General features: G+C 53.8%; 22 protein-coding genes and 1 other annotated feature. Of the genes, 2 read left to right on the top strand and 20 right to left on the bottom strand.

Annotation, left to right across the window (positions count from 1 at the left end):
• Positions 1 to 47: 47 nt before the first annotated feature.
• The 3 genes from I8J30_RS25985 to I8J30_RS25975 form a co-directional block, all read right to left on the bottom strand.
• The gene (locus I8J30_RS25985; protein ID WP_210663118.1) at positions 48 to 2,753 is read right to left on the bottom strand and encodes a DNA internalization-related competence protein ComEC/Rec2; all 2,706 of its coding nucleotides are present in this window, start codon (positions 2,751 to 2,753) and stop codon (positions 48 to 50) included.
• 139 nt (positions 2,754 to 2,892) lie between these two features.
• Entirely contained in the window at positions 2,893 to 3,423 is a 531-nt protein-coding gene (locus I8J30_RS25980) for a deoxycytidylate deaminase (protein ID WP_210663116.1), read from the bottom strand.
• A 234-nt stretch (positions 3,424 to 3,657) separates the two neighbouring features.
• Positions 3,658 to 4,152, bottom strand: a complete 495-nt coding sequence (locus I8J30_RS25975) for a ComEA family DNA-binding protein (RefSeq protein WP_210663114.1) — start codon at positions 4,150 to 4,152, stop codon at positions 3,658 to 3,660.
• 176 nt (positions 4,153 to 4,328) lie between these two features.
• On the opposite strand from I8J30_RS25975, the gene comER reads away from it, so the two are divergent.
• On the top strand, positions 4,329 to 5,168 hold the full coding sequence (gene comER, locus I8J30_RS25970; RefSeq protein ID WP_210663112.1) for a late competence protein ComER: 840 nt from the start codon (positions 4,329 to 4,331) through the stop codon (positions 5,166 to 5,168).
• Positions 5,169 to 5,242: 74 nt separating this feature from the next.
• Here the strand turns inward: comER and leuS are convergent, their stop codons facing one another.
• The 17 genes from leuS to I8J30_RS25885 all read right to left on the bottom strand — a co-directional run bounded on the left by leuS (position 5,243) and on the right by I8J30_RS25885 (position 22,299).
• Positions 5,243 to 7,696, bottom strand: a complete 2,454-nt coding sequence (leuS, locus tag I8J30_RS25965) for a leucine--tRNA ligase (RefSeq protein ID WP_210663110.1) — start codon at positions 7,694 to 7,696, stop codon at positions 5,243 to 5,245.
• Positions 7,697 to 7,778: 82 nt separating this feature from the next.
• Positions 7,779 to 8,009, bottom strand: a binding site (T-box leader).
• A gap of 68 nt (positions 8,010 to 8,077) precedes the next feature.
• On the bottom strand, positions 8,078 to 8,839 hold the full coding sequence (locus I8J30_RS25960) for a class I SAM-dependent DNA methyltransferase (protein ID WP_210663108.1): 762 nt from the start codon (positions 8,837 to 8,839) through the stop codon (positions 8,078 to 8,080).
• Positions 8,840 to 8,841: 2 nt separating this feature from the next.
• Complete coding sequence (locus tag I8J30_RS25955; protein WP_210663106.1) at positions 8,842 to 9,777, bottom strand: CvfB family protein; 936 nt, start codon at positions 9,775 to 9,777, stop codon at positions 8,842 to 8,844.
• On the bottom strand, positions 9,774 to 10,121 hold the full coding sequence (gene rsfS / locus I8J30_RS25950) for a ribosome silencing factor (RefSeq protein ID WP_091219788.1): 348 nt from the start codon (positions 10,119 to 10,121) through the stop codon (positions 9,774 to 9,776). The genes I8J30_RS25955 and rsfS overlap by 4 nt, the downstream gene beginning before the upstream one ends.
• Entirely contained in the window at positions 10,118 to 10,693 is a 576-nt protein-coding gene (yqeK, locus tag I8J30_RS25945; protein WP_210663104.1) for a bis(5'-nucleosyl)-tetraphosphatase (symmetrical) YqeK, read from the bottom strand. Before yqeK ends, rsfS begins: the two co-directional genes overlap by 4 nt.
• Positions 10,683 to 11,279 carry a nicotinate-nucleotide adenylyltransferase gene (gene nadD, locus I8J30_RS25940; RefSeq protein WP_338044949.1) on the bottom strand — a complete coding sequence of 199 codons (597 nt, stop codon included), beginning with the start codon at positions 11,277 to 11,279 and terminating at the stop codon, positions 10,683 to 10,685. Before nadD ends, yqeK begins: the two co-directional genes overlap by 11 nt.
• 29 nt (positions 11,280 to 11,308) lie before the next feature.
• Complete coding sequence (gene yhbY / locus I8J30_RS25935) at positions 11,309 to 11,599, bottom strand: ribosome assembly RNA-binding protein YhbY (protein ID WP_210663101.1); 291 nt, start codon at positions 11,597 to 11,599, stop codon at positions 11,309 to 11,311.
• A 41-nt stretch (positions 11,600 to 11,640) separates the two neighbouring features.
• Positions 11,641 to 12,501, bottom strand: a complete 861-nt coding sequence (gene aroE / locus I8J30_RS25930) for a shikimate dehydrogenase (RefSeq protein ID WP_210663099.1) — start codon at positions 12,499 to 12,501, stop codon at positions 11,641 to 11,643.
• A 51-nt stretch (positions 12,502 to 12,552) separates the two neighbouring features.
• On the bottom strand, positions 12,553 to 13,677 hold the full coding sequence (gene yqeH, locus I8J30_RS25925) for a ribosome biogenesis GTPase YqeH (protein ID WP_210663097.1): 1,125 nt from the start codon (positions 13,675 to 13,677) through the stop codon (positions 12,553 to 12,555).
• Positions 13,674 to 14,228: a YqeG family HAD IIIA-type phosphatase gene (locus I8J30_RS25920; protein ID WP_338044952.1), complete on the bottom strand. Its 555-nt coding sequence runs from the start codon at positions 14,226 to 14,228 to the stop codon at positions 13,674 to 13,676. Before I8J30_RS25920 ends, yqeH begins: the two co-directional genes overlap by 4 nt.
• A 94-nt stretch (positions 14,229 to 14,322) precedes the next feature.
• Positions 14,323 to 16,557: a DUF4129 domain-containing transglutaminase family protein gene (locus I8J30_RS25915; protein WP_210663093.1), complete on the bottom strand. Its 2,235-nt coding sequence runs from the start codon at positions 16,555 to 16,557 to the stop codon at positions 14,323 to 14,325.
• Positions 16,557 to 17,813 carry a DUF58 domain-containing protein gene (locus I8J30_RS25910; RefSeq protein ID WP_210663092.1) on the bottom strand — a complete coding sequence of 419 codons (1,257 nt, stop codon included), beginning with the start codon at positions 17,811 to 17,813 and terminating at the stop codon, positions 16,557 to 16,559. The genes I8J30_RS25915 and I8J30_RS25910 overlap by 1 nt, the downstream gene beginning before the upstream one ends.
• Positions 17,814 to 17,818: 5 nt before the next feature.
• A complete protein-coding gene (locus tag I8J30_RS25905) occupies positions 17,819 to 18,775 on the bottom strand; it encodes an AAA family ATPase (protein ID WP_210663090.1) in 957 nt (318 codons plus the stop codon).
• Between the two features lie 184 nt (positions 18,776 to 18,959).
• Positions 18,960 to 19,310, bottom strand: a complete 351-nt coding sequence (gene spoVAE / locus I8J30_RS25900; protein WP_091219812.1) for a stage V sporulation protein AE — start codon at positions 19,308 to 19,310, stop codon at positions 18,960 to 18,962.
• Between the two features lie 26 nt (positions 19,311 to 19,336).
• The gene (spoVAD, locus tag I8J30_RS25895) at positions 19,337 to 20,353 is read right to left on the bottom strand and encodes a stage V sporulation protein AD (RefSeq protein ID WP_091219814.1); all 1,017 of its coding nucleotides are present in this window, start codon (positions 20,351 to 20,353) and stop codon (positions 19,337 to 19,339) included.
• Positions 20,340 to 20,807, bottom strand: a complete 468-nt coding sequence (gene spoVAC / locus I8J30_RS25890; RefSeq protein WP_210663088.1) for a stage V sporulation protein AC — start codon at positions 20,805 to 20,807, stop codon at positions 20,340 to 20,342. Before spoVAC ends, spoVAD begins: the two co-directional genes overlap by 14 nt.
• Positions 20,808 to 21,189: 382 nt before the next feature.
• Entirely contained in the window at positions 21,190 to 22,299 is a 1,110-nt protein-coding gene (locus tag I8J30_RS25885) for a LacI family DNA-binding transcriptional regulator (RefSeq protein ID WP_210663086.1), read from the bottom strand.
• 150 nt (positions 22,300 to 22,449) lie between these two features.
• Between I8J30_RS25885 and I8J30_RS25880 the strand changes: the two genes are divergently transcribed.
• Positions 22,450 to 25,620, top strand: coding sequence for an alpha-amylase family protein (locus I8J30_RS25880; RefSeq protein ID WP_210663084.1), 3,171 nt, complete (start codon positions 22,450 to 22,452; stop codon positions 25,618 to 25,620).
• Positions 25,621 to 25,635: the final 15 nt, after the last annotated feature.

The following is a 25,635-nucleotide window of genomic DNA, read 5'->3' as shown; positions in this document are numbered from 1 at the left end:
TAGATACAACATAAATGGGTTTCCCCCGATGCCTTGCAGCTTGGCTGCTAGGCGTCGGGGATTTTTTCTTTGCGGGCGATTGTTTGATCGGGGCTCACGCGAAATCGGATCTCGCCGTTCCTATCCGTGCGGCGAATTCGAATCTTGGCGCTCGCCAGGCGCTCCAATACTTCTTGAGCCGGATGGCCATAGCTGTTGGTTCTCCCGACGGATACAACCGCCCATTTCGGCCTCCAATAGTTAAGCCAAAGGTCGGAGGTGGAAGTTTTACTCCCATGGTGAGAAATTTTCATGACGTCGATTGGGGGAAACGGCGGTGAAGATTGGTGAGGATCCGTAGACGGTGAAGACGAAGAAGGTTGCGTAAACAGTGAAGATTGGGAGAGATGAAGCTGTTCCAGCAGCAGCTTCTCTTCCTGAGCGTCAGCATCGCCCGTAAACAGGAACCTCCGGTTGTACAATTCGACGAGCAAAGCTACGCTCTGCCCGTTCTGTTCGTCTTCCTCCGCAATAGCCTCGTCAGCGCCTGGCGCCAAACCGAGTACTTGAATTGCCGTACCGGGGTCGACTTGCCATTTCAAGCCTGCGGTACTCTTATATAGCGGGATATCCTTATCGACCGCTGTCCGCAGCAGCGTCGCAGCATCTTCGGAAGCTTTCAGCGTCCCGTTCCACATGATGGCCTTTACTTCGATATCGTTTAGCACGGCCTGCAGTCCTTTAATATGATCGCTGTCGAGATGGGAGAGGACGAGCATATCCAGACGGTGTACCCCTCGTTTCTGCAGCAGCGGCACGAGAAGCTTACGGCCTACCTCATAGGGATCCTTTCGCTTGCGCCAAGCCTCTTGATTGCCGAACTGTACAGCTCCTCCCCCATCAATCAAGATATGTTTGCCACCCGAGGCGCGAATCAAAATCGCGTCGCCTTGGCCGACATCGATATAATCGACATACGCATTGCGGTCTCTGAAGTCAGGATGGTAGGCCCATACTACCAGCAGACTTAATCCTGCTGCCGTGAGAGACAACAGCGTGATACTTCTGCGGCGGGCACGCGGCGATTCTGATGAAGACATGTCTATGAACGGGATTGCCGGCGGCAGCGCTTGATTAGATGCATGGATCGGCTGAGTCGAGTCCGCATGTTCCAACCCTAACCCCAACGACGAATCCAGCCGCTCCCGACGCGTTATCCTTCCAAGCAACTCGAGACAGATCCATAGCAACCCATAATAAGCTACCACCCACCAGAGCGGCGGGGCTGCCCAGATCATCCGAAAGCTGTTCCAGCTGCTCAGCTGCGTAACAAAAGCAAACGTCCATTCATTGCCGATGACGGCTACCTGTGACAACAGCGCTCCGGCGGGATGCCATAAAGCACCGAGCAGCATGGAAGCCCCGCCAAGCGGCATGACGATAAAACTAATGAAAGGTACGAGTACCAGGTTCGCGCCGATCGAAAGCAGGTGTACTGCGTTGAAATAATAGATCGTGACCGGCAGTGAAACGAGCTGCGCGACCACGGTGACGGTGAGCAAATCCAGCAGGGAGCGCGTCCACCGGCGCTTCCCGGCGGGCAAGCAGCCGCGCACGGGCGGTACGCCGAGAATGAGACCCGCCGTAACGAGGAACGACAGCTGAAAGCCGACGTTTCCGAGCATGTACGGGTCGAAGGCGAGCATGAGCAGCGCGGCGGCGGCCAGCAGGTGCAGCCCGTCGCCGAGCTTGTGCAGGCGGGCTGCACCTAGGCCGAGCACGGCCATAATGCCGGAGCGCACGACCGACGGCGAGGCTCCGGCGAGGAGCACGTACAGCGGCACCGCCGCCATGAGCAGCAGCAGCATGCGCTCCCGGGTCATGCGCGTTAAGCGCAGCAGGCCGCCGAGCAGATAGAGAAACACGGCTACGTGCAGGCCCGATATGGCCAGGATGTGCGTAAGCCCCAGCTGCGCAAACCGGCCGTACACGGCGGGATCGAGATCGTCGCTTATGCCGAGGACGAGGCCTTTCATGTAACCGGACTGGAGGTCCGGATACAAGTTGTCCATTTGCGCCCCAAGCGCGGCGCGCAGATCGTCGACATAGCGGAGCAGCCCGGCAGCCGACCAACGTGTCCCGGCGCTTATCTGCACCGAGGAAGCGCCATCCACATTGAACAGCCAGTGGATACGCTGGCTGTTCAAATAGCGGCGATAATCGAAGCCGCCGAAATTCGTGGCGGCCATTGGCGCGGAAAGTTCTCCGGCAGCCGAAACCTTCTGCCCTCGCTTCCATGAAGCTGCTTCAACAAGCTCCGCCTCCTCCGCTAGTCGTACCTGCACCTGAACTCGCTCACCCCCAAGCTGTTCAGGATTTGTTTCTCTGCCACCCAGCAATACCTCATTTACCGCTGCGCGAAACCGAACCTGATCGCCGTCAATCTCAATCGGTGAAATGATAGTCCCTCTGATCTCCGCACCGAACACGACGGACCCTGCCGGAACAGCCTCATATGCAGCCGATTGAAGCTCTGGCAATGCAGTGACATTGCGCGAATCCGCCCACATCCGCTCTCCGGCAGCAGCCATGTAGGCTATACAACATGCAGCCGCGAGCGGCAATGAGGCTCGTTTCATGAGCCCCAGCGCAAGTATGGCAGCCAGCAAAGCCGCGCCGGCCAAATAAACGCCGTTGTTCGTCAAGCTCGCGGCGGCACTTGCGCCCACGATCCAACACACCGTAAACCAGATGAGCGGTCTTCGCGCCACCATCCACCCATTCCCCTCCCTTGAAAACAACAACAAAAAACCCCCGCTATACCTAAGAAAGCAGCCACGTTCAATCCACAAAGGATCGCACAGCGCTCTTCCCTAGGCACAGTCGGAGGTTCTTCCCCACTTGTGCCGATAATTAGCCAATAACATTCATACCTGCCTGAGCCGGCGGCTCATACGCAGCAAGATTGCGAAAAACAATGCCTTTCAAGCTCATCAGCGATGCTACCTTATCGCTGTCTTTGGCATAGGCGCGATGATACACAATCTCGCGCACACCGCTGTTAGCGAGCATGTTCGCACAGGTCCAGCAAGGCTGATCCGTCACATAAACGGTCGAACGCTCGCGGTCTATCCGATCCGTGAAAAGAAGCAAATTCTGCTCAGCATGAATCGTACGGATGCAGCGCTGTTTCTTCACCATCTGCTCCACTTCACCGACCTGCTTCATCTCAAGCTCCTCGACGATCATGCAGCCATCCTCAGAACAGTCCGCAACTCCCATTGGAGCGCCGTTATAGGCCGTTCCAAGCAGCTTCTTCCCCTGAACCAATACCGTGCCGACATGTCGGCGCGGGCAACGCGAACGGGTAGAAACCATATACGCGATATCCATAAAATAAGTATCCCAGTCTTTTCTGGCGCTGTCTTGAATTTCTTCTGTCATTTCCTGGCTCTTCCTCCTTGTGCATCCGTACCATCTACATTTACATCTATACCTGCAAACTGCAAGCTGCACGCTCAATCAACTCATGCAAAATATCATCTATGCCTCTCATTCAATCCGGCGGCACATGTACGGGCTTGGGAACGTATGATCATTAATAAGCGAAATACTTTCTACTTCCTTCATGCGCGTTAATAGCCATGGCTTCCCGATATTTCTCTTATTGTCGCATAATCAAGGATGGAGAACAATGGAAGATTTCATTTTCTCAAGCAGCTTCGGCCCTATTCCTTTCACACGGAGCAGGTCGTCCATGCTGCTATACAATCCGTTCTTCTCCCGATCCTCGATAATTGATTTCGCCTTAGAAGCACCAATACCCGGAATCGCATCCAACTCCTCGACCGTCGCGTAATTGATGTCAATCTTCCCGTCGGCCGAGTCAGCTGAACGCACCTTTTCTTTCTTACCCTCAATTTCCGGCTTTGTATCAGCAGATGCTGCTGCCGCCTCAGGTGCAGGCTTGACGCCGCCTGCTTGCTTATCCGCAATTCGCTTCTCAAACGGCTTTAATGCCGTATCCACCTCATCAGTCACCGAAACCCAGCCCGGCGGCTCCTCACCCTTCGGATGTAAGAGAGCAGTCACGGCTAATAGGATAGCGGCGAGAAACAAGACGAGAATCAGCAGCTTTTGTCGATCCCAACGGCCCGATTTGGGTTGCAGCATCCCAATACTCCTCCCCAATTTAGAAAACTTTGTAATTTTTAACGTTATTGCTGGTCATGATGGCCTTGCTTCCCGGCATAACGTAGTAAGAGCACCACAATGACTTTATTGATCCGCTTGCCCAATACAGTGTTAAAGCTGCGCTGATCGCCTTATAGCGCATAGGAGGGATTGCGATGAATGTCGGATTTATCGGGATTGGAAGCATGGGCAGCTTGCTCATCGATACGTTTATCGGATCGGGAGCTCTGAAGCCGTCGCAAATCACAGCCAGCAACCGTACTTTAGCAAAAGCAATCTGCTTAGCTGACCGCCATCCCGGTCTTCAGGCTGTCCCTTCGAACCGCGACGCCGTTATCGATCAGGATCTGGTTTTTCTATGTATCAAGCCTATGGAATTTAAGAACGTCATCGATCAAATCCGCGATGTCATCCAACCGCAGCAGATCGTCATCTCCATTACAAGCCCGGTTATGATCGAGCAGCTGGAAGAATCGCTCCCGTGTAAAGTAGCGAAAGTCATTCCGAGCATCACAAACTATATGTGCAGCGGTGTATCCTTGTGTATGTACGGCAACCGGATGACCGATGCCGATAAAAACCGCTTGAATCATCTTCTCTCTTATATTAGCGAGCCGATGCCGATCAGCGAGCAGCATACGCGCATCGTATCGGATTTATCCAGCTGCGGGCCTGCCATCATGTCCTACCTCCTTCAGCGATTCATCGATGCGGCCGCAGAGGAAACCAACATCCCTCGCGAAGAGGCGCGGATCGTCGCCAGTGAAATGCTCTTAGGCACCGGTCAGCTCTTAACGGCAGGCGGCATGTCTCCGGAGGAGCTGCAGCGGCGAGTAGCTGTTCCGGGCGGTATTACGGCACAAGCGCTGGCCCTGCTCAATCGCGAGCTGGACGGTGTATTCAATCGCCTCATCCGAGCAACGCATGCCAAATACAACGAAGATTTGGAACGAGTGAAAGTGTCCTTATACGGCAAAGAGGTGAACGGCCCTTAACGCATGCTTTGCGCTAAGAGGTCGCTCACCTCTTTCTTTATGATTGACGGATTCGCTATGAACCCGCTCCGTATTTAGCCAACTACGATATTAACCAGCTTGCCTTTAACGACGATCAGCTTGCGAACGGTTTTCCCTGCGATCGCTTCCGCTACTTTCTCGGACTCTTTCGCAATTCGCTCCATCTCGGCTTCGTCAGTATCTGCGGCAATGGAAATACGCTCCACGATTTTGCCGTTGACTTGTACGACGATCTCGACTTCTTGGTCGACCGTCAACGCTTCATCGAACGTCGGCCATGCCGCATAAGTCAAGGCATCCGTACGGCCCAGCTTCGACCACAGCTCTTCCGCGATATGCGGCGCAAGCGGGGAGAGCATCTGAACAAAGCTCTCCATCGCTTCGCGCGGCAAGGATTCCGCTTTGTAAGCATCGTTGACGAAAATCATCAACTGGCTGATCGCCGTATTGAAGCGAAGGTTCTCGTAATCATCCGTGATCTTCTTCACGGTACGGTGCCAAGTGCGTTTGAACGCCTCCGAAGCTTCAGAAGCTTCGCCGCTTCCGCCGATTTTCTCAGCCAGCTCACCGCTGTCCGTAACGAACAAACGCCATACGCGAGCCAAGAAGCGGTACATGCCTTCTACGCCGTTCGTGTTCCAAGGCTTCGTCGCTTCAAGCGGCCCCATGAACATTTCGTACATACGCAGCGTGTCAGCGCCGTATACGTTTACGATATCGTCCGGATTGATTACGTTACCGCGTGATTTGCTCATTTTTTCATTGTTGGTGCCCAAGATCATCCCTTGGTTAACCAGCTTGTGGAACGGCTCTTTAGTATCGACTACGCCGATATCGTAAAGCACTTTATGCCAGAAGCGTGCATACAGCAAGTGAAGCACGGCATGCTCCGCTCCGCCGATGTAGAGATCAACCGGAAGCCACTCGGCTTGCTTCTCTTTGGAGCACAGTTCTTTATCGTTATGCGGATCGATGAAACGCAGGTAGTACCAGCAGCTGCCGGCCCATTGCGGCATCGTGTTCGTCTCGCGACGCGCACGCAATCCTGTTTCCGGATCGATTGTTTCTACCCACTCCGTTACATTCGCAAGCGGAGATTCGCCTGTGCCCGACGGTTTGATTTGATCCACGTCAGGAAGCAGCAGCGGCAATTGATCATCCGGCACCGGCTTCATTGTTCCGTCTTCCAAATGCAGAATCGGAATCGGCTCGCCCCAGTAGCGCTGACGGCTGAACAGCCAATCACGCAGGCGGTACGTCACTTTGCCTTGACCTTTGCCTTCCGCTTCAAGCCATTCGATAGCGCGCGCAATCGCCGCTTCATTGCTAAGACCGTCCAAGAATCCGGAATTCACATGCGGACCGTCGCCTGCGAAAGCTTCAGCCAGCACGTCGCCGCCTTGAACCACTTCCACGATCGGCAAATCGAACTGTTTCGCAAACTCCCAGTCACGTTGGTCATGACCCGGAACAGCCATAATCGCGCCTGTGCCATATCCGGCAAGGACGTAATCGGCAATCCAGATCGGAACAAGCGCGCCGTTCACCGGATTAACGGCATAAGCGCCTGTGAATACGCCGCTCTTGTCTTTATTCAGGTCCGTACGCTCGAGATCACTCTTCCGCGCAGCAGTCTCTTGATAATCCTTCACAGCGGCTTGCTGTGCGGACGTTGTAATAACCTCTACCAGCTCATGCTCCGGCGCAAGTACGCAGTACGAAGCTCCGAAGAGGGTATCCGGACGTGTTGTAAATACAACAAGCGAAGCATCATGTCCGTCAATGGCGAACGTAACTTCAGCACCCTTGGATTTACCGATCCAGTTGCGCTGCATATCTTTAATGCTCTCGGTCCAGTCCAGCTCTTCCAAGTCCTCAAGCAAACGCTCGGCATATTCCGTAATCCGCAGCACCCATTGGCGCATCGGCTTACGAATAACCGGATGGTTGCCGCGCTCGCTCAAGCCATTGATAACTTCCTCATTGGCAAGAACCGTCCCCAGCGCCGGGCACCAGTTAACCGGCACTTCAGCTACATAAGCCAAGCCTTTATTGAACAGCTGGATAAAGATCCACTGCGTCCACTTGTAATAGTCCGGATCTGTTGTGCTGAACTCGCGGTCCCAGTCGTAGGAAAAACCAAGCGATTTAATTTGACGGCGGAAATTGTTGATGTTCTTGACTGTAATTTCACGCGGATGTTCACCCGTGTCCAGTGCATGCTGCTCAGCCGGCAAGCCGAACGCATCCCAGCCCATCGGATGAAGCACGTTGTAGCCGCGCATTCTCTTATAACGAGAGACGATATCCGTTGCCGTGTAACCTTCCGGATGGCCGACATGAAGTCCCGCTCCGGATGGATAAGGGAACATATCAAGCGCGTAAAATTTCGGTTTTCCTGCATCCTCAGTCGTCTTGAACGACTTGTTCTCATCCCAATGCTTCTGCCATTTCGGTTCAATGACTAACGGGTTATACCCCTGCTGTTCCTGGCGTTCCTGTGCCATAACGAATTGCCTCCCTATTCTCTCTTCCATGTCAATCCAGTCCTTATCAGAAAACAAAAAAACTCCCGTCCCTAGCGACAACGCTAGGGACGAGAGATTATTCTCCCGTGGTACCACCCTAGTTAGCAAACGACATGCTTTGTCGCTGCTCACTCTTAGCCCTTAACGCAGGCGAAACGGCACGTTTACCACTGAAATCGTGTTCACGCGCGGCTCCAAGGCGAGTTCGCTTCACGTTGGTCCGGCTTGCACCTACCGCCGGCTCTCTGATCCAAACGCTGCTAAAGCTACTGCTCCTCTTCAACACCTAAACAGATAGTTCGATTATAAATAAGCGAATCCTGTCATGTCAAGGCGCAGAACGCCCGGAATCGGTCAAATTCACTTGATTGCCGCAAAAAACAGCCGTTCTGCTTCCGAATCAGGCGCATCCAGCGTGAAATCAGCAAATTGCTCCACGCGGCTGAAGCCTGCCATTAGCAGTGATTCCCGAATCCACTCCGCATCATACGCCCGCTGCACGTGCATCTCCTCGATGCGCGAGAATCGGTTGTCTCGCGAGCCGCTCTCCTGCGCAAATATCGTAAGGCGATGCTCGATTTCTACCCGCTCTTCATCCAGCTCGCAGGTCCAGATATAAGCCACATCCGGATCATCGAGTACAAACGGCTGCTCCGCGGCATACCGAGCTAACGTATTCGGCGCATGAACATCGAAGAGGAACAGACCGCCTGGTTTTAAGCCTTGATAGGTTGCCTGGAAAGCGGCTTGAACCTCATCTTCTTCCGTCAGATAGTTGATACAATCGCAGAAGGAGATAACGGAATCGACCTCTTCGCCAATCTCCCACCCGGTCATATCCTGCTGGAGCCAAGTGATCGAACCGCCGCTGCGCGAAGGTTCTTCCCCCCACTTGCTTTGTCCGATGGTCAGCATATCGGAGGAGAGGTCAATCGCGAAGACCTGATAGCCGCTTCGCGCCAACGGAATCGCAATGCTGCCGGTTCCGCATCCCAGATCAACGACAGACTTCGGCGTTCCGTACCTTGTCCAGCATTCCTCTGCAAACTTCAGCCACTGCGGATACGGCATCTCTTCCATCAGCCTGTCATACACGGAGGCGAAATGCCGATAAGCTTCCATCTCTACTCCCCCGCGTCTGCAGCAGAAGCAGACGAGGTCGAAACCGCCGCCGCCTTCGCTTGCTCGGTCAGCTTCGTCCAGCTTCCTTCTTGGACGACAAGTCCTTCACGCATCAGCTTGCCGATCGCACGCTTGAACGCTCCTTTGCTGATGCCGAATTTCTGCTTGATGATTTCGGCTTGCGTTTCATCCGAATATGGCATCGCGCCGTTCGGGCGTTCCTTCAAGAACGTGAGAATCCGCTCCGAATCTTCCACGCGTCCTACTTCCTTGCGCTGATTCATGGATAGATTTACCCGTCCATCCTCACGGACGAAAGTGACACGTGCTTTCACGCGCTCGCCGAGTCGAAGCAACCGCGTCCGCTCATCCGCAGGGATAAAGCCGTATGCGCCAAAACCGATCACGCCGCCATCAATCATGACAAACGATCCGATCTTAAGCGTCTTCGTTACCCAGCCTTCAACCCAAGTGTTATGCCAAGCTTGAGGCGCATGGAATGCCAATTCGGCCAATTCTTCCTCGAATGCCACTTTAGCAACAAGACGACCGATTTTGTCATGAGCAAGAATGACGTGAACCTCATCGCCGCGTTTCGGACGCAGCTCCTTCAGTTCCGGCTGCTCAGACAGCGGCAGCAGCAGCTGACGGCCAAGCCCCATCTCAAGAAAGGCTCCGATTCGCGGATGAATATCCGCTACAGCCAATCTCGCCACGGTGCCGAGCTGAATGAGCGGCGTCTTCATCGTCGCGGCGATGCGATCCTCTGAATCAAAGAACAGAAATACATCATAGAACTGCCCGATTTGCGGACGATGTCCAACAAGCTCGGTATAGTGCATCAACACTTCGGATTCTCCGTCGGTCATGAAATAACCGTAAGGCGAAACTTCGCGCGCCAGCTTAAGCTTCATCGTAGTACCGGCTATTAGACTCATGCGAATTCCACGACCTTCGCGTCGGACCACAGACGTTCGATATTGTAATATTCGCGTTCTTCGCGGTGGAACACATGGACAACGACATCACCGATGTCTACCAGCACCCATCTTCCCGTATCCTGGCCTTCGATTCCGCGAACGCGCACGCCGCGCGACTCCGCCTGTTTGCGGATTTCCGTTGTAATGGCCTGCACCTGCACATCCGAATTCCCGTGACAGATAACAAAATAGTCCGCTACAAGCGAAATGTTCTTCAAGTCAAGCGCGATTACATTTTGCGCTTTTTTATCATCGGCTGCCTTAACTACAAGCTTGAGCAGCTCGTCGGAATGAACCGTCATAGCCCCGCCTCCCGTATCGTTAGTAGTAAATCATTGCGCGCTGCAAATGTCAGCGGATAAATACGTTTACCCTGCTGCAGCAAATAAGTAATCGTTGAATCAAAGCCTGCGACCAAGGCGCGTTCCAAGCTATGCTCCGCTAATTCCCGGATAGATTGCACTGCGGGAAAATCACGTCCGGGCTCCATATAGTCAGCCAGGCAGACGATCTTGTCCATCAACGTCATCCCCTCGCGACCGGAGGTGTGGTAACGGATCGCATCTAAAATGGCCGGGTCTGTGACGCCGTAATCGCGCTCGGCAACGAACGCGCCGACAGGCGCATGCCACAGCTCTTTATCGAACGCCAGCAATTCAGCGGGAAGTCCTTCTTCCCGAATGATCGCTTCCATACGGGAGGTGGCCCAATATTTGGCAACATCATGTAAAATAGCTGCCTGCTCTGCCTTAACGGGATCGGCGCCAAACCGCTCCGCGAGTATGATCGAAGTCTCCATTACGCCAACCGTATGCGTCCATCTCCGCTCCGGCATCTCGGCTTTTACCCTGGCAATCATCTCATTACGATTCATAGAGACCGTTCCTTCTGATGAACGAATACACCTTCTCCGGAACAAGGAAACGAATCGACCGCCCCTGTGCACGGCGATTACGAATATCTGTCGATGAGATACCGATTTGCGGCATCTCTATGATGGACAGCCTTTCCTGCAGAAACGCGGGAAGCGCGTCAACCTTCAGCTCCTCACCGGCTCTGCGAACACCAATAAAACGAACCAACGCTGCCAATTCATTGATTTGGTGCCACTGCGGCAAGTCATTGACGCGGTCCGAACCGATAATGATGCTGAACTCTCGATCGGGGTACAGCTCCATGAGCGATTTCACCGTATCGATCGTGTAGCTGGTGCCTTCCCGCTCCAGCTCCACATCCATCCCGCGGAAATGAGGTTGGAAATCAATGGCACGGTACACCATCTCCAGCCTGGTTTGGCCGTCAGCAAGAGGCCCGTTTTCTTTCAGCGGCGGATGGCCGGCAGGTATGAACCAAACCTCGTCCAGTCCGCAAGCTTCACGTGCCGATTCGGCAGCAAGCAAATGGCCATAATGAATGGGGTCGAACGTTCCGCCCATAAATCCCACTTTAATCAACGACATGACTCCTCTCGCCTTAGCCGAACCCGCCCTTATGGAAGCTCGATTGTTTTGTTATCTTTCGATTCTTTGTACAATACGATCGTTTTGCCGATGACTTGAACAAGCTCGGAGCCGGATTCTTCCGCGATCCATCGGCCTACTTCTTTAGGGTCGTCCATGCAATTGTTGAGCACCGATACTTTGATCAATTCCCGAACCTCAATCGCTTCTTCGATATGGCGAACGAGATGATCGTTGGTGCCGCCTTTACCTACTTGAAAAATCGGCGTTAAATGATGCGCAAGCGAGCGCAAATGACGTTTTTGTTTACCTGTTAACATATGTGATTCCTTCTCTCGTCAAAATAAAAGCTGCACGTTCCTTATTTGGCGAGCAGCGCTTCCAGCACCGTCTCCCGCATAGCGGCGACCGGAGCCGGACGGCCCGTCCAATATTCAAAGGCGTACGCGCCTTGATAAATAAACATTCCGAGCCCGCCGTGAATGCGGCAGCCTCGTTCTTCCGCTTCCGCGAGAAATCTCGTTGTCAGCGGGTTATAAATCAGATCGCTCGCCACCGTATCCGGCTTCAGCCAAGCACTGTCGATGGGCGTGGCTTCCACATTCGGATACATGCCAAGCGAGGTTGTATTAATAATGATGTCATGCAGACCGCAGGCTTCCTGCAATTCTTCCTGCCCAATGGCGCGAATCGAAGGCACCAGTGCGCGGAATGCATCCGCAAGCTCTTCGGCACGAGCGACCGTACGGTTGGAGATCGTAATGGAGCCGACGCCTTCACGGGCCAGAGCATACAGAATGCCTCTTGTCGCTCCGCCTGCACCGATAATAAGCACATTCGCACCGGCAAGATCCGACTTCGCCTCTTCTTTAAGCGATCGAACATAACCAAGACCGTCTGTATTATAGCCCGTCAGGTGACCGTCTGTGTTCACGATCGTGTTCACGGCACCAATCGCCTGCGCGCTCTCGTCGATTTCATCAAGCAGCGGCATGATCTCGAGTTTATGCGGGATCGTCACGTTCACGCCGCGGATTCCCATCGCGCGCACCCCTGCCACGAAATCGCCAAGTCGGTCACCGGTAATATGAAAAGCGGTGTAAATGCCGTTGATTCCGGTCTCTCGGAATGCCCGGTTCATCATAATCGGCGATTTCGAATGCCGGATCGGATCCCCGATTACACCGTAGAGCACGGTATGGCTGTCCACTGCGTTGCCCATCCTTCTGTTCACTCTCCCCATGCAAGATGAATCGGCTGTTAGGCTATTCGATTAAATCAATGCATCACGCTGCAGCACTCGAATCCCCTTCGGCGCAAATACATCAATCAGCGCGCCGCTGCTGCCGTTGATATGAATCCAGCCCAGACCGGAAATAAACACATCCGTATCCGTGCCGCGTTTGATCGTCATCCGATGGCGCGTCCAAGCCGGCATTTCCGCCAGCTGCTCCTTGGAAGGAGGCGCGAGCATTTCGCCTTTATGCGTTTCGTAGAGCTCATCCGCGCGTTCCAGCTTCGTCCGGTGTACCTGAAGCGCATTCGAGACATAGAGGGAGAAAGATTGGCGATCCCCTTCTATGAAATCAAACCTCGCCAATGCGCCGACAAACAACGTTTGCCCCTCATTCAGCTGATAAACGAGCTGCTTGATCGGTTTATCCGGCAGCAACGCGCCAAGCACCTCGCGCGGCACGATCTCTGTCATCCGGTGCGTATACACGATACCGGGAGTATCGATGATTTCATTCCCGTCATCCAGCGGAATATGAACCGCATCAAGCGTTGTACCCGGGTAACGGGAAGTGGTCAGCTCGCGATCCAGATCGCTATAGTCGCGAATCAGCCTGTTGATCAGCGTCGATTTGCCAACGTTGGTGGCGCCGACAACATACACATCCCGCTTACCGCGGTGTGTGCCGATGGCTTCGATAACGCGATCAAAGCCGATATTGCGCTTCGCGGAGCAAAGCACCACATCGACAACCTTCAAGCCCTGCGCCTTCGTTTGCTTCTGCACCCAGTTTAGAATCCGGTTCGGGTTAATACTCTTCGGCAGTAAGTCAATCTTGTTCACGACCAGCAATACGGGATTGTTGCCCACGAACCGCTGCAAGCCGGAGATCAAACTGCCTTCAAAATCAAACAAATCCACAATATGCACAACCAGGCTTTGCGTATTCGCAATCCCGCTTAGCAGCCGTAGAAAGTCGTCTTGATCCACAGCGATTGACGCTGCTTCATTATAGTTCTTGATTCGGAAGCATCTTTGGCAGATGGCCGGATTCTTGGCAAGCGCCGCTTGCGGGATGTACCCCAGCTTATCGGATGATTCGGTCTGCAGCTTGACACCGCAGCCGGCGCAAGCCAGTTTGTCTTCTTGATGGTAAGTAGTCATGATTTCTTATGTTCCTCCTCGGGCCATAGCCCTTTCTTCCGCAGACGGGATAGGGCAATGCGTTCCAGAAACCGATTGAAACGGGTCATGATTCCTTCATCATGTGGTGCGATTGGACGGACGAGAATTGTAAACAATCCCATCCTTCTTCCGCCAAGCACATCTGTCATCATTTGATCACCGATTACGACCGTTTGCTCCGCAGGCAAACCAAGCTCCTTAAGCGCGCGAGTGAACGCCCTTCCAGCCGGCTTTCGGGCAGCATGAACGAACGGAATATTCAGCGGATCCGCGAACTTCCCGACACGTGTCTGATTATTGTTGGATACGATGACAACCTTGAAGCCAAGATTATCGCGCACATCGTCGAGCCATTGGACAAGCTCCGGCGTAGCCAGCGGTTCTCTTGCTCCCACGAGTGTGTTGTCGAGGTCTGTAATGATGCCTCTCATCCCTTGCTCTTTCAAGGTATGCAAATTGATATCATAAATGGTATTGACGCGCATGTGCGGCAACAGCCGTTCAAACATAGTTTCGACTCCCCTGCTTATCGCTATCACGCAAACTATACCATAATTAGTGAATTTGTTGCAAAAAAGCCGCTAAAGATGCGTAAACGCACCTCTTAGCGGCTTGTAAGCCCAGTTATCCCAAATGCTCCCGGATATGTTTCATCGTCAGCGACAAACGATCTGCTTCTTCCCTCGTCATCGTCTTATTGCTGTACATCGCTTGCTCGAATGCCACTTGAACCTCACGGAAATGCGTCTGCAGCGAAGAGAGTCTTCCCGACCAGCGTGCCATCGTCTCCCGGACCGTCTCATACTCATTGTAGTCGAGTCCCTTCTTGCGGCAATACTTGATCAAACGGTTCGTTTCTCTCACAATTCGCTCATTGATCGTGGCGGAACCGCCGCGAGATCGTTTGAATTGAGCCAGCAACGGTCGGTAGCCAAGCACCGCGAGCAGCAGCGCAAGCACGGATGCTGCCGTCCAGAACATCCAAGCTTTAACCTTAAAGCCGCCTTCTTCAGCAGGCTGTGTCTCGTTGTCCAGCTCCGGAACCGGAACAGGTGCGAGCTCGGGTTCCGCTGCGTCCTTCGGCACCGCATAAGGGAATGCGAATCCGGAAGTCGCTTCGAACGGCAGCCAGCCATAACCGTTAAAATAAATTTCAACCCATGAATGCGCATCCGCGTTTCGCACGGTATACGTACCTGCGTCGCTCTCCTCCGGTTCGATGCCCGTCATCCCTTGGAGACGCTGCATATCCGGATCGACCGGCTTCGAGCCCGGCGAGTATCCCTTCACCCATCTGGCAGGAATGCCAAGCGTGCGTGACATTACGGCAAGTGAAGTCGAGAAGTAATCACAATAACCCTCGCGTACTTCAAATAAGAAGGAATCCACAAAATCATCACTGACTCGCTTCGATAAGTCCGGTGTATTGGTATAAGAGTAGGTGGCCTGCAAATAGGAGACCAATAATTTCACTTTATCGTACGGCGTTGCAGCTGTAGACGTTATATTCTGAGCCAGCTGTTTGACACGAACCGGTAACGTATCCGGCAGCTGCAAATACATCGGATCGATGTCCTTGCTTAGCGTTGCAGGTGCTCCGGTTTCCATCGCAGCTACATCCAGAATCGGAATGCTCGATTGAATGATATAACTCTCGGGGTAGCCTGCCGCGCCGGACTTGGGAAGCCGCAGCTCCCAGGAATCAGACATCCAGCTCAGTTTAGGCAGCGACGTATTCTTGCCGTTCACCGCAACCACGGAAGAGATCGGTCCTGCGCCGAATAGGACCGGATACTTCTCCTTCTTCAGCATCGTTACCGTCTGATCGACGACCTCTGTCTTGGTCGTATCGGCAATGCCGTTTGGTTTCAGTACCTGCTTGCTTTCGATAGAGCCTAGTGCCTTCTCTTTCTTCTCCTGCGGCGCCTCCGTCCAGCCCTTACCGCTATAGAGCGACTTCGTTTCGCCGCGCCAATAGCTTCGTTTGGTGGTCGTGACGGTCATGACCGGCGTGTAGTCGAATTCAAATCCGTTGCCCAGCTCATTGTCATCGCGGCTGTAGCCGGATTGCCCATCCGCATTATTCTTCGAAGCCGGTACAATAATTGCTTTATCGCCAACCAAATTGGGAATCGATTCGCCGCGCGCTTCTTTCCACGCCGTATAGGGATCCGTCAAGATCGGCTTCACGGCCGGAACAAACAATCCGGCACCCATAACGAGCGTAATAATGAGCAGCATCGGCAGAAACAGACTGAGCGGATACTCAAGCAGCTGCGCCCAATTCTCAGGATGGCGTTCCTTGAATCTGGAGAAGTGGCTCGCGACCAGCCAGCCAAGTCCGATAAAGACGAGCCATGCAATTTCGTCCCACAAATGGATCGGCGTGAACAAGGAATCTGCCGCAGCCAGCGATAGAATAGCAAGTCCCACGGCCATCATCATATAAGCTCGTTTATGGCGCAGCAGCACAATCGCATGGAATACGGCCCATACGCCAAGGCTTATCCAGATAAATGGCGTCAGCTGATCGTACTGGAGTTTGAACCAATCCAGCCATTGCGCGGCGGACCGTTTATCGCCTTCGAAGGCCACCCACACGTACCCCGAGTAAGCGGCATTAAGGCCTACCAGCGACAGCAGCTGAACCGTGCCGGAAAGCAGCTTGGATGGGATGAGCAGATTAGCGGCAACTGCGGCAAACAGAATGCCATTGACGATGGTGTAGGTCTCCGACCACCAATAGTCACCCAGACATCGAATCCATTGATAGACAATAAGCGCGGAGAAAATAGCCGATAGTTTACTGTAAACATCCGCGGAAAACCATTTGATTGCCACACGATTGAAGGTTCTCATTACAGTTGACCTCCTTCAAGCGCGTCAGGCAGCTCCTGCAGCGAGCTGATCGAATGCACGGCGAAGCCGCTCTTACGCAGCAGCTTCATCCATTCGTTGCCGCGGATATCGCCTGCGATGGTTCTGCCGGCAGCGGTCTTGGACTGCAAATGGATGAGTACGGGCACGACGCCGCTGCGGTTTAGCCACTCCATGGCACGAATCGTTTCTTCGCCAACTTGCGGACTGACGATAACGACGAAAGACCCCGCCGCTGCAAGCGTCCCCGACTGCCGGATTGCGCGATAAAGAGGCTGTTCCCCGTCCGCTCTTACTCGGACCAGATGGTTCATCATCAGCTCGCGTTGTTCGGCGGACGCTTTAGGCGTAAACCCGTCACTCTTCGCTCCGACGGAAATCAACCCGACGGCCGTTGCTCGGCGAAGACCGAATTCCAGCAGCGAGGCGGCAGCCGAAACCGCCAGCTCGAATTGGTCCTTATTCTCATAGGCACCGGCATAGCGGTCCAGCATAACGACGGTTCTGGGAAGCGATTCACGCTCGAATTCCTTCGATTTCCACTGCCCCGTCTTGGCCGTGGCATTCCAATGAATCCTAGAAAGGCGATCACCGTAAATATACTCGCGGACACCGTTGATCTGTGTCGTTTCTTTCGCCGATAAGCGTGATGCGGATGTCGAATACGGCCCTTTCGAGCCACGTTTCATTTGCCTCCACTGCCGAATCTCGACGATTCGGGGGTAAACGGTGAACGGCTCCGACGATTCGAATGACCCCGTATGCTCGAATAAACCGAATATATCCCGCGTGGAGCATTCTGTTGAATCAAACCGGTATACGCCGCGTTCAAGCGGCGGTGTTACATATTGAACAACGCCGTTTCTCCGATAGTTCGGCACAAAGGAAGCTTCAATCGGAATTACGGTTCCGCTCAGACTCTTCAAACGGTCACGAACGAGGACATAAGGGATTGGCCAGACGCCGGGAATTTGCATGGTCAGACTGACTTCAAGCCGTGTTCCGGCAGACAACGCCTGCTCGCTGATCGAGTTCGCACCGTTGCTCAGCCTCCTCACGCCGGTCACAGACGCAATGCCGCTCCATCTGCCAAAGACCAGATAAATAAGAAGGACATTAAAGATACAGAACAACATGAAGGACGTTTTACCGCCTTGAAAAAGTAAAAATAAGAGCGAAATCACATAGACAAGGCCGATGAAACGCCACCTGAACATTGTCGCTTTAGCCGTAAGCATAAGCGTCAGCGCTCCATTCGGACAGGGACATTCGTGTCGCGGATGACGGACTGAATCACGTCCTCAGGCTTCAAACCGTTCATTCTGGATTCCGTATGCATAATAATCCGGTGGGCAAGCACCGAAGAAGCCAGCAGCTTCACATCATCGGGAATGACGTAATCCCGTTCCTGCAGATAAGCATTTGCTCTGGCAGCAGCGGTCAGGGAAATCGCCGCACGCGGGCTCGCCCCCAGCTGTACGCCGCTGTGTGCACGTGTTGCGCGGACGATCCGTACGATATAATCGGCAACCGCTTCGTCGAGATGTACACGTTTAACCGCTTCCATCATGACGGCGATCTGCTCGACATCGACTACTGATTCCAACTTATCTGCCGGCGAGGAGGCATTAGGAGCGATAATCATTTGTCTCTCCGTCGCGGCATCGGGGTATCCCAGCGTAAGCTTCATCATAAAGCGGTCAAGCTGTGCTTCCGGGAGTGTATAAGTGCCATCGAATTCAATCGGGTTCTGCGTGGCAATCATCGTGAACGGCACCGGCAATTCATGAGACTCGCCATCCACCGTAACATGATGCTCTTCCATCGCTTCCAGAAGCGCCGATTGTGTCTTCGTGGTGGCCCGGTTTATCTCGTCGACCAACAGCAAATTCGTCATGACCGGACCGGGCCGGAACATAAACGTTTCATTCTTCGGATGATAGATGGCAACGCCCGTTATATCAGTCGGAAGCAGATCGGGATTACATTGAATTCGTCGGAATTGGCCGCCTATTGTACGGGAGAGCGCTTTTACAAGCTGCGTTTTGCCTGTCCCAGGGACGTCCTCGATCAGCACATGGCCGCCTGCAAGCAGCGCCGTCAGCAGTCTCTCGATTTCGACTTCTTTACCCAATATACAACTGCCTAGATTACGGCGAATTTCCTTACATAAGCGATACTCAGCTGTACGATTGTCCATGACAATTCCTCCCGGATGATGGTAGTTGGATATGAGTGTTGTGATTCTATTATTTTACAAAAAATACAACAACTCGTATAGCAACATATCCGCCAAAAAAAATTGGAGAATCCCACAGGGACCCTCCAATTCAGTGAAATTGCCTATATTTTCCGCTATTCCATAGGGTTGTGAGCAGCTCCCGTCACCCTTTAGGCCGAACCGCCAGCGCTGCCAAAAATGAGAAAATGATCGCGGCGGAAATCCCCGCGCTCGTGATGCTGAATATGCCGGTAATGATCCCGATCCAGCCATCTTGCTGATACTCGGTTACCGCGCCGTGCACAAGCGCGTTACCGAAGCTCGTTATAGGCACTGTTGCTCCTGCGCCGGCAAATTTGACCAATGGCTCGTACAAGCCGACCCCGTCGATCACGGCTCCTGCGACAACGAGCGTTGCCATCGTATGCGCGGGTGTCAGCTTCGCGATATCAAACATGAGCTGGCCGATGACACAGATCCCTCCGCCTACGATAAAAGCCCATAAATAGATCATGTAAGCTCTGCTCCTTTCTTTCGCTATTAGTTGTGCATCGGACTTTCAATCGCCACGGCATGAGCGATACAAGGGATCGATTCGCCCTGCTGGAACGAGAGCGGAGAGAGCAGTGCGCCTGTCGCGCAGACCAGAATCCGCTTCAATTCCCCCTGCTTCAACCGCTTGAGCAAATGACCGTAGGTCACTACCGCCGAGCAGCCGCAGCCGCTTCCGCCGGCTTGCACCTTCTGGTTCTGCACGTCGTAGACCATCAAGCCGCAATCGCCAAAAACAGTGTCCTCCATCGGCACGCCGTCCCGCTTCAGCAGATCCTTGGCAATACCATGACCGACGGTTGCCAGATCCCCCGTCACGATCAAGTCATAATCCTTCGGCTGTCTGCCTGTGTCGTTGAAATGAGCCTGCAGCGTGTCGACCGCAGCCGGAGCCATCGCCGCTCCCATGTTAAACGGATCCGTAATACCCAGATCAACAATGCGCCCGATGGTCGCGCATTCCACGACGGGACCGTCCCCGGACGGGGCAACAACGACCGCGCCCGCTCCGGTTACGGTGTATTGCGCCGTCGGCGGTTTCTGAGAGCCATATTCCGTCGGATAACGGAATTGTTTCTCCGCCGTACAGTTATGGCTGCAAGTCCCCGCGAGCACATATTCGCCCGAACCGGAATTGACGATAAGCGACGCAATGGCGAGCGATTCCATCGACGTGGAGCAAGCGCCGAAAACACCAAGATAAGGGGCGCCGATCGTTCTGGCCGCGAAGCTGTTGCTAATAATTTGGTTCATCAGATCGCCGCCTACATAGAACTGCAGCTGCTGCTTGTTCACTTTGGCATATTTCAGCGCCATTTCGGACGCTTGCTCAAGCAAGAGACGCTCCGCCTTCTCCCAGCTCTTCTGCTGCATGTCGAGCTCCGGATGGACAAGATCAAAATCTGCTGCAAGCGGTCCTTCGCCTTCGTCCGGACCGACGACCGTCGCAGCGCCGATAATGACCGGACGTTGATCAAACCACCATGTTTGTTTACCGCGTAGCATGGAAACTCCCCTCGATTCCGAACACTAAATAGACGATACCGACAACAAATGCAGCAACGACGCCAAAAACGATGACAGATCCTGCCAGCTTGAACATGTTGGCCCCTACACCGAGAACAAGTCCTTCGCTGCGATGCTCAAGCGCTGCGGAACACATCGAGTTCGCGAAGCCTGTAACGGGAACCGCCGTGCCTGCTCCTGCCCACTGCGCAATCTTGTCGTAAACGCCAAGACAGGTCAGAATGACAGAAATGAAAATGAGTACCGCTACCGTCGGATTGCTCGCATCTTCTTTGGACATATGGAGCCCATAGATGAACGCTTCCGATATGGCTTGTCCAAGTACACATATAAACCCACCAACTATGAAAGCCCGAACGCAATTAGCCAGCACGGATCGTGCCGGCTCGCGTTTTTTGGCGTAATCCTGATATTCTTTAGGTGACATAGACATTTTTTTGTATTTGCCTTGTCCTGCGCTTTTCGTTGCGATGATGGTTGCCTCCTTGGGTTCGTCTTTCTGGAGTATGTGTTAAATTGTCGTCCATTATGCCGAATTTGGCAGAGGAGACAGGTGATTAAACAAATGCAAATAAACCTTCAGTTTGGCAACCAAAGGTTTACACGGCAATGCTCGGAAATTGAAACTTATAGAAACGCGATAAACAACAATACGACAAGCAGCACGAACAGCACAAGCGCAAGCAGCATCGTAACTCTACGGGCATGTTGCTCCATTTGCATGTGGGGAGGCTCCTCTCCGCCTGAAACGGCTTCTGCGCTATCTTATGCGGGCTCGTGCGGATACGAGATTTGTCCAGCCGCGAATAAATCGATCAGCCCGAATTTCGCACGACCAGCCTGGCGGAAAGGATGATTTTCTCCGGCTGCGCCTCGGACTGTGCAAGCTTGCGCGCAAATTGCTCCACCGCTCGAATTCCCAGCCACTCCTTCGCCAAATCCACCGTAGTCAGCGGAATAACCGCATCCATCCCCGGAGCCGTGTTATCAATGCCGACAACTCTCACGTTCTTCATGACGCCTTTCTGATGCAGCAGCTGAAGCAGATATAGCGCGATATCATCGTTAGCGCAAATGTACCCATCCGGCAGTTCTTCTTGACGGTCATCTGCTTCCTTTCCGGCCATCGCGGTGTTGTACATGACATCTAATCGCCGTTCAAGTGCGGTTTGCCACGAATGCCATTGCGCGCTTCCATAAGGTACGGTCCATTTCTTCAACTGAGCGGCCGTCTTTCCCGGTTCACCGTCACCTCGCCGTCCTTCTTTCGCTTCATCCATCGCCAGCCTGCATCCCCACCATCGCTCGCGGAAACTGACGGCAAAGCTGTCGCGACCGACAAACGCAAGAGATTTGCAGCCCTGCGTCAACAAATGATGGCAGGCCATTCGGCCCGCATCCGTATTCGCATTAAGCACAGCATCCGCTCCGATCAACGGCTCTTCATGGTCGGCCAGCACAATCGGAAGACCAAGCCGCTTCAGCTTTAGCAGCGTGTCCAGCGGGCATTTCCCGGCAATAATGAACCCTGCCGCCGTACCGGCTGCCGCATCGTCAGCCTCCGGCTCCGGCTCCAGCCAATCCTGCGCGGTTCGATTATCCGCCATTCCGAATGTAAAAAACTGCGGCGTTAATCCATGCATCCGGCAGCCTGCCTCCAGCCCTTCTCTGACGCGCTGCCAGAAATGCGGCTCCTTCGCATGATGTTCATCTAAACCAATATGTACGATTCGCGTTACCTGCGCTTCTTCTGGCGGCCCGGCAGGTAGAGGACGCATCTTGTACCCAAGCGCGCCGGCCAGAGCCGTCACTTCCTTGCGAGTCGCCTCGCTGACGCCCGGTTTGCCTGCCAGCGCTTGGGAAACGGTATATTTGGAAACCCCTAAGCGGTCGGCTAATTGCTGCATCGATATTTTCTGTGCCACGGTTGCCATACTCCTTCACACTCGCAATAATTCCGATTGACTTTTCTTTAGTTTACCTCTAAAGTTGGCCCCGGATAAAGAGCAGATCAACCTAACAAACCTAACAATATGTGAACAAGAAGAACTAACGATGAGAGGCAGTGACATTGAATGAGCAGCACGATTCTATTCTATGATGAAAGTTTCCCTTATACCGGAGATCGCCCTGATGAAGCGACGCTTGCGTCGCTTAGAGAAAGCTTCCAAATCGTAACCGCAGCTGAGCTTGCCGAGCGGTTGCCTGGCGCTTCTGCTTATGTGCATCTTCATGGTTCGCATTTCCCTAAATCGGCTTGGCCGGCCATTCTGAAGCATGCTCAAGAAGGAAAAGGGCTGCTGACCGCAGGCGGCGCACCGTTTAAGACTCCTGTATATGAAGAGAACGGCGAGTGGCAGGTCGAGCCGGATCAAACGGCCTACCATCAGCAGCTCCATATCCACGAAGCCCTTCCGGTCACCGTGGATGGTGTTGCTAAACTGCAGCATTTCCGCGATATTCCGCTCTTCGCAGACTACGAATCGTCGTTTACCGTTGAGTCCACATTCGGCCTTGCGCTGCATGTCACAAGAGCGGATGACAAGCCCGGCGAGGGCGGCTCTGCCGGCCCGATCGACGCCCACATCTATCCGCTGCTTCGCGGGATTAGCGGAGACGGCCTTGCGCGCGAGCTGTCAGCGCCTGCGATCTTGCTGGAGCATACGAAAGGCCCTTTCAGCGGCGGTCGCTGGATTCTAATTAATCAGCCGCTGCGCGGCACGTTCTGGACAGGCAATGGCGCTGCCGCCCTTTCCGAGTGGTCCGGCTTTACATCGAATGGCGTTACGGAGCTATGGCTGAAGCCCAATTACGGCTCGTATGAGCTTGGCGAGCGTCCGGTCTTGATGCTGCAAGGTCAGCAGCTGCAATTGGCTCGTGACGAGCAGGCAAGCAACCATGCAGCAGCGGCGTGGTCGTTCCATATGCGCGTGCGCAAGGCGAACAGCAATACGGTCAGCGAGCCTACTCCTTCTTTTGTATATGAAGAGGCTGATTTCACTGAAGTATGGAACAGCAAGGCAGAGCTTGCGATTGGCCGAGAGCTGAGCATTCAACGCATCGTATTGCCGTTTAACGTAGAAGCAGGGTTCTATATCGTGGAATGCGAAGCCGTTTCCCCTGCGGGCGAGCGCCGCTTGCTCCGCCAAGGCTTCTGGGGCATGGATGAAGCGCTGCTCACTTCCGGCGAGATGATTACTTGCGACCGCGACTATTTCCGGAAAAACGGCCGTCCGCTGCCAATTGTCGGCATGACCTACATGACGAGCGACGTGGCGCGTAAATATTTGTTCCTGCCGAATGCCGCTGTATGGGATCGCGACATGGCGCAAATGAAACGCGCGGGCATCAACTCCATTCGTACCGGGATCTGGACAGCGTATCGCAGCGTCATGTACGTAGACGGTCATCCTTATGAAGAAGTGCTGCGCGCAATCGATGCTTTCTTCCTGACTGCAAAGCGTTATGATCTTGAAGTTACGTTCAATTTCTTTGCTTTCACGCCGGAAGCATGGGAAGGCGTCAACCCTTACCTGGATCCCCGCAGCGTAGAAGCGCAGAAGCGGTTCATCGCGGCTATCGTGTCCCGCCATGCCGAATCCAAGCATGTACATTGGGATTTGATCAATGAACCATCAATGTTCGATCCGACACGGATCTTCTCCGGACCGCGCTCGGCTCATGATCAGTTCGAGAAAGCCCATTATGTCAAATGGCTGCAAGAGCGCCATGGCTCGATCCGCTTGCTTCAAGAGCGCTGGAACATGACGCCTTCGGAGCTGCCTTCTTTCGAGTCCGCGAAACTTCCGGAAGCCAGCGAAATCAGCTTCGGTACGACCAATACGCTGAAGAAACATAGCGGTCCTTGGCTCGACTATACGTTGTTCACGATGGATATGCACAACCGCTGGGCATCCCAGCTCGTTGCTACCATTCGCGCGATTCAGCCGAAGCAGCTCGTGACCGTTGGCCAGGATGAAGGGCTTGGCGCTCAGCGTCCATCGCCGTTCTTCTATGCGCAAGAGGTCGATTATACAACGGTTCACTCGTGGTGGCTGATGGACAATCTCGTATGGGACGGTATTTTCGCCAAGGCACCGGATAAACCCAACCTCATTCAAGAGACCGGCATTATGTACGTCGAAACACCGGATGGCCGCGCTAAGCGCAGCGAGGAAGAGCTTCGCAACATTTTGGAACGCAAATATGCGTATGCCTTCTCTACGGGCGGAGCCGGTGCGGTTCAGTGGATCTGGAACATTAATTTCTACATGAACAATATCAATGAGTCCCATATCGGAGCGCTGCGCGCTGACGGGACCGAGAAGCCGGAAGCGAACGTATCGTATGATTTCGGCGCTTTCATGGAGCAAATTCGCGACTTGTTCGTGGATCGTAAGCTGGAAGAAGTTGCGGTAGTTTTCCCTTATTCCAATGACTTCTCGAACCGGAAGCTGGCTTACGGGGCAACGACCCGCGCTATTCGCACACTGTCCTACACGATGAATGTACATGCATTCGGCCTTGGGGAATACCAGCTGGATTCGCTTGCGGTTACGAAACCGAAGCTCATTATCGTGCCAAGCGCGCATAACTTCAGCAGCCAAGCGCTGGATCAGCTTCTAGCGCATGTGAAGGCAAATGGCGGCACGCTTCTCTTTACCGGCCCGCTCGGCCTTGACGAGTACTGGCGCCCGGTTGAACGTTTGACCGACGAGCTGGGACAGAACGCTGTCAGCAATTTGCTGCGCGAAGAGCTGCTTGAGCTTGGCAATGGCGCGCTGCACCCGATTTCCTTCGGAGGCGATCGCATTACGGACAGCAACAAAGGTGTCTTCGCTTCCGCTGATAAAGGCCCGGCTAAAGTAACGGATATCGCGCTTGGCGCCGGTCGCCTGCTCTGGTGCCCGCTTCCGCTGGAGCTGAACGAACGCCTTGAGCCGCTGCAAGCGGTGTACGGTGCAGCATTGGCGCAAGCCGGCGTTGCCGAAGAGCTCGAATGGCTGCATGGCGGGGAGCTGCCCGGCGTTTACGGCCGCAAGCTGGCTTTCGCTTCCGGCTCGCTTTACATCTTCGTGTCGGAATTCGGCTGCGATACGGCGATTGAAGTTCGCGATCCGCAGACGGGTGCCGCGTACGCCTTTACACTTCCACAGGAGCGGACTGTCATGTTCGCTTCAGATGCTGCCGGCAAACTTCTTGCGGTTTATCGTCCGAATGAAGTTCAGATCGACGTTTCCCTGTAATACAGTGAAGACAAG

The sequence above is a fragment of the Paenibacillus lignilyticus genome (genome assembly GCF_017942085.1).
Classification (GTDB): Bacteria; Bacillota; Bacilli; order Paenibacillales; family Paenibacillaceae; genus Paenibacillus_Z; species Paenibacillus_Z lignilyticus.
Note: the sequence above shows the minus strand (reverse complement) of the source record. Positions and strands in the feature narration are given on the sequence as shown.

Coding starts and splice junctions, on each gene's coding strand:
- rsfS (WP_091219788.1), bottom strand. CDS start 10,121: ATGACGGTTCATTCCGACGAGCTGCTCAAGCTTGTAGTTAAGGCAGCC.
- I8J30_RS25910 (WP_210663092.1), bottom strand. CDS start 17,813: ATGCTTACGGCTAAAGCGACAATGTTCAGGTGGCGTTTCATCGGCCTT.
- leuS (WP_210663110.1), bottom strand. CDS start 7,696: ATGGCACAGGAACGCCAGGAACAGCAGGGGTATAACCCGTTAGTCATT.
- spoVAE (WP_091219812.1), bottom strand. CDS start 19,310: ATGATCTATTTATGGGCTTTTATCGTAGGCGGAGGGATCTGTGTCATC.
- I8J30_RS25975 (WP_210663114.1), bottom strand. CDS start 4,152: ATGCTGCAACCCAAATCGGGCCGTTGGGATCGACAAAAGCTGCTGATT.
- I8J30_RS25955 (WP_210663106.1), bottom strand. CDS start 9,777: ATGAGTCTAATAGCCGGTACTACGATGAAGCTTAAGCTGGCGCGCGAA.
- I8J30_RS25960 (WP_210663108.1), bottom strand. CDS start 8,839: ATGGAAGCTTATCGGCATTTCGCCTCCGTGTATGACAGGCTGATGGAA.
- I8J30_RS25985 (WP_210663118.1), bottom strand. CDS start 2,753: ATGGTGGCGCGAAGACCGCTCATCTGGTTTACGGTGTGTTGGATCGTG.
- spoVAD (WP_091219814.1), bottom strand. CDS start 20,353: ATGCTACGCGGTAAACAAACATGGTGGTTTGATCAACGTCCGGTCATT.
- I8J30_RS25880 (WP_210663084.1), top strand. CDS start 22,450: ATGAGCAGCACGATTCTATTCTATGATGAAAGTTTCCCTTATACCGGA.
- I8J30_RS25915 (WP_210663093.1), bottom strand. CDS start 16,557: ATGAGAACCTTCAATCGTGTGGCAATCAAATGGTTTTCCGCGGATGTT.
- nadD (WP_338044949.1), bottom strand. CDS start 11,279: ATGTCGTTGATTAAAGTGGGATTTATGGGCGGAACGTTCGACCCCATT.
- aroE (WP_210663099.1), bottom strand. CDS start 12,501: ATGGGCAACGCAGTGGACAGCCATACCGTGCTCTACGGTGTAATCGGG.
- spoVAC (WP_210663088.1), bottom strand. CDS start 20,807: ATGTCTATGTCACCTAAAGAATATCAGGATTACGCCAAAAAACGCGAG.
- yqeH (WP_210663097.1), bottom strand. CDS start 13,677: ATGACTACTTACCATCAAGAAGACAAACTGGCTTGCGCCGGCTGCGGT.
- I8J30_RS25905 (WP_210663090.1), bottom strand. CDS start 18,775: ATGGACAATCGTACAGCTGAGTATCGCTTATGTAAGGAAATTCGCCGT.
- yqeK (WP_210663104.1), bottom strand. CDS start 10,693: ATGAATCGTAATGAGATGATTGCCAGGGTAAAAGCCGAGATGCCGGAG.
- comER (WP_210663112.1), top strand. CDS start 4,329: ATGAATGTCGGATTTATCGGGATTGGAAGCATGGGCAGCTTGCTCATC.
- I8J30_RS25980 (WP_210663116.1), bottom strand. CDS start 3,423: ATGACAGAAGAAATTCAAGACAGCGCCAGAAAAGACTGGGATACTTAT.
- yhbY (WP_210663101.1), bottom strand. CDS start 11,599: ATGTTAACAGGTAAACAAAAACGTCATTTGCGCTCGCTTGCGCATCAT.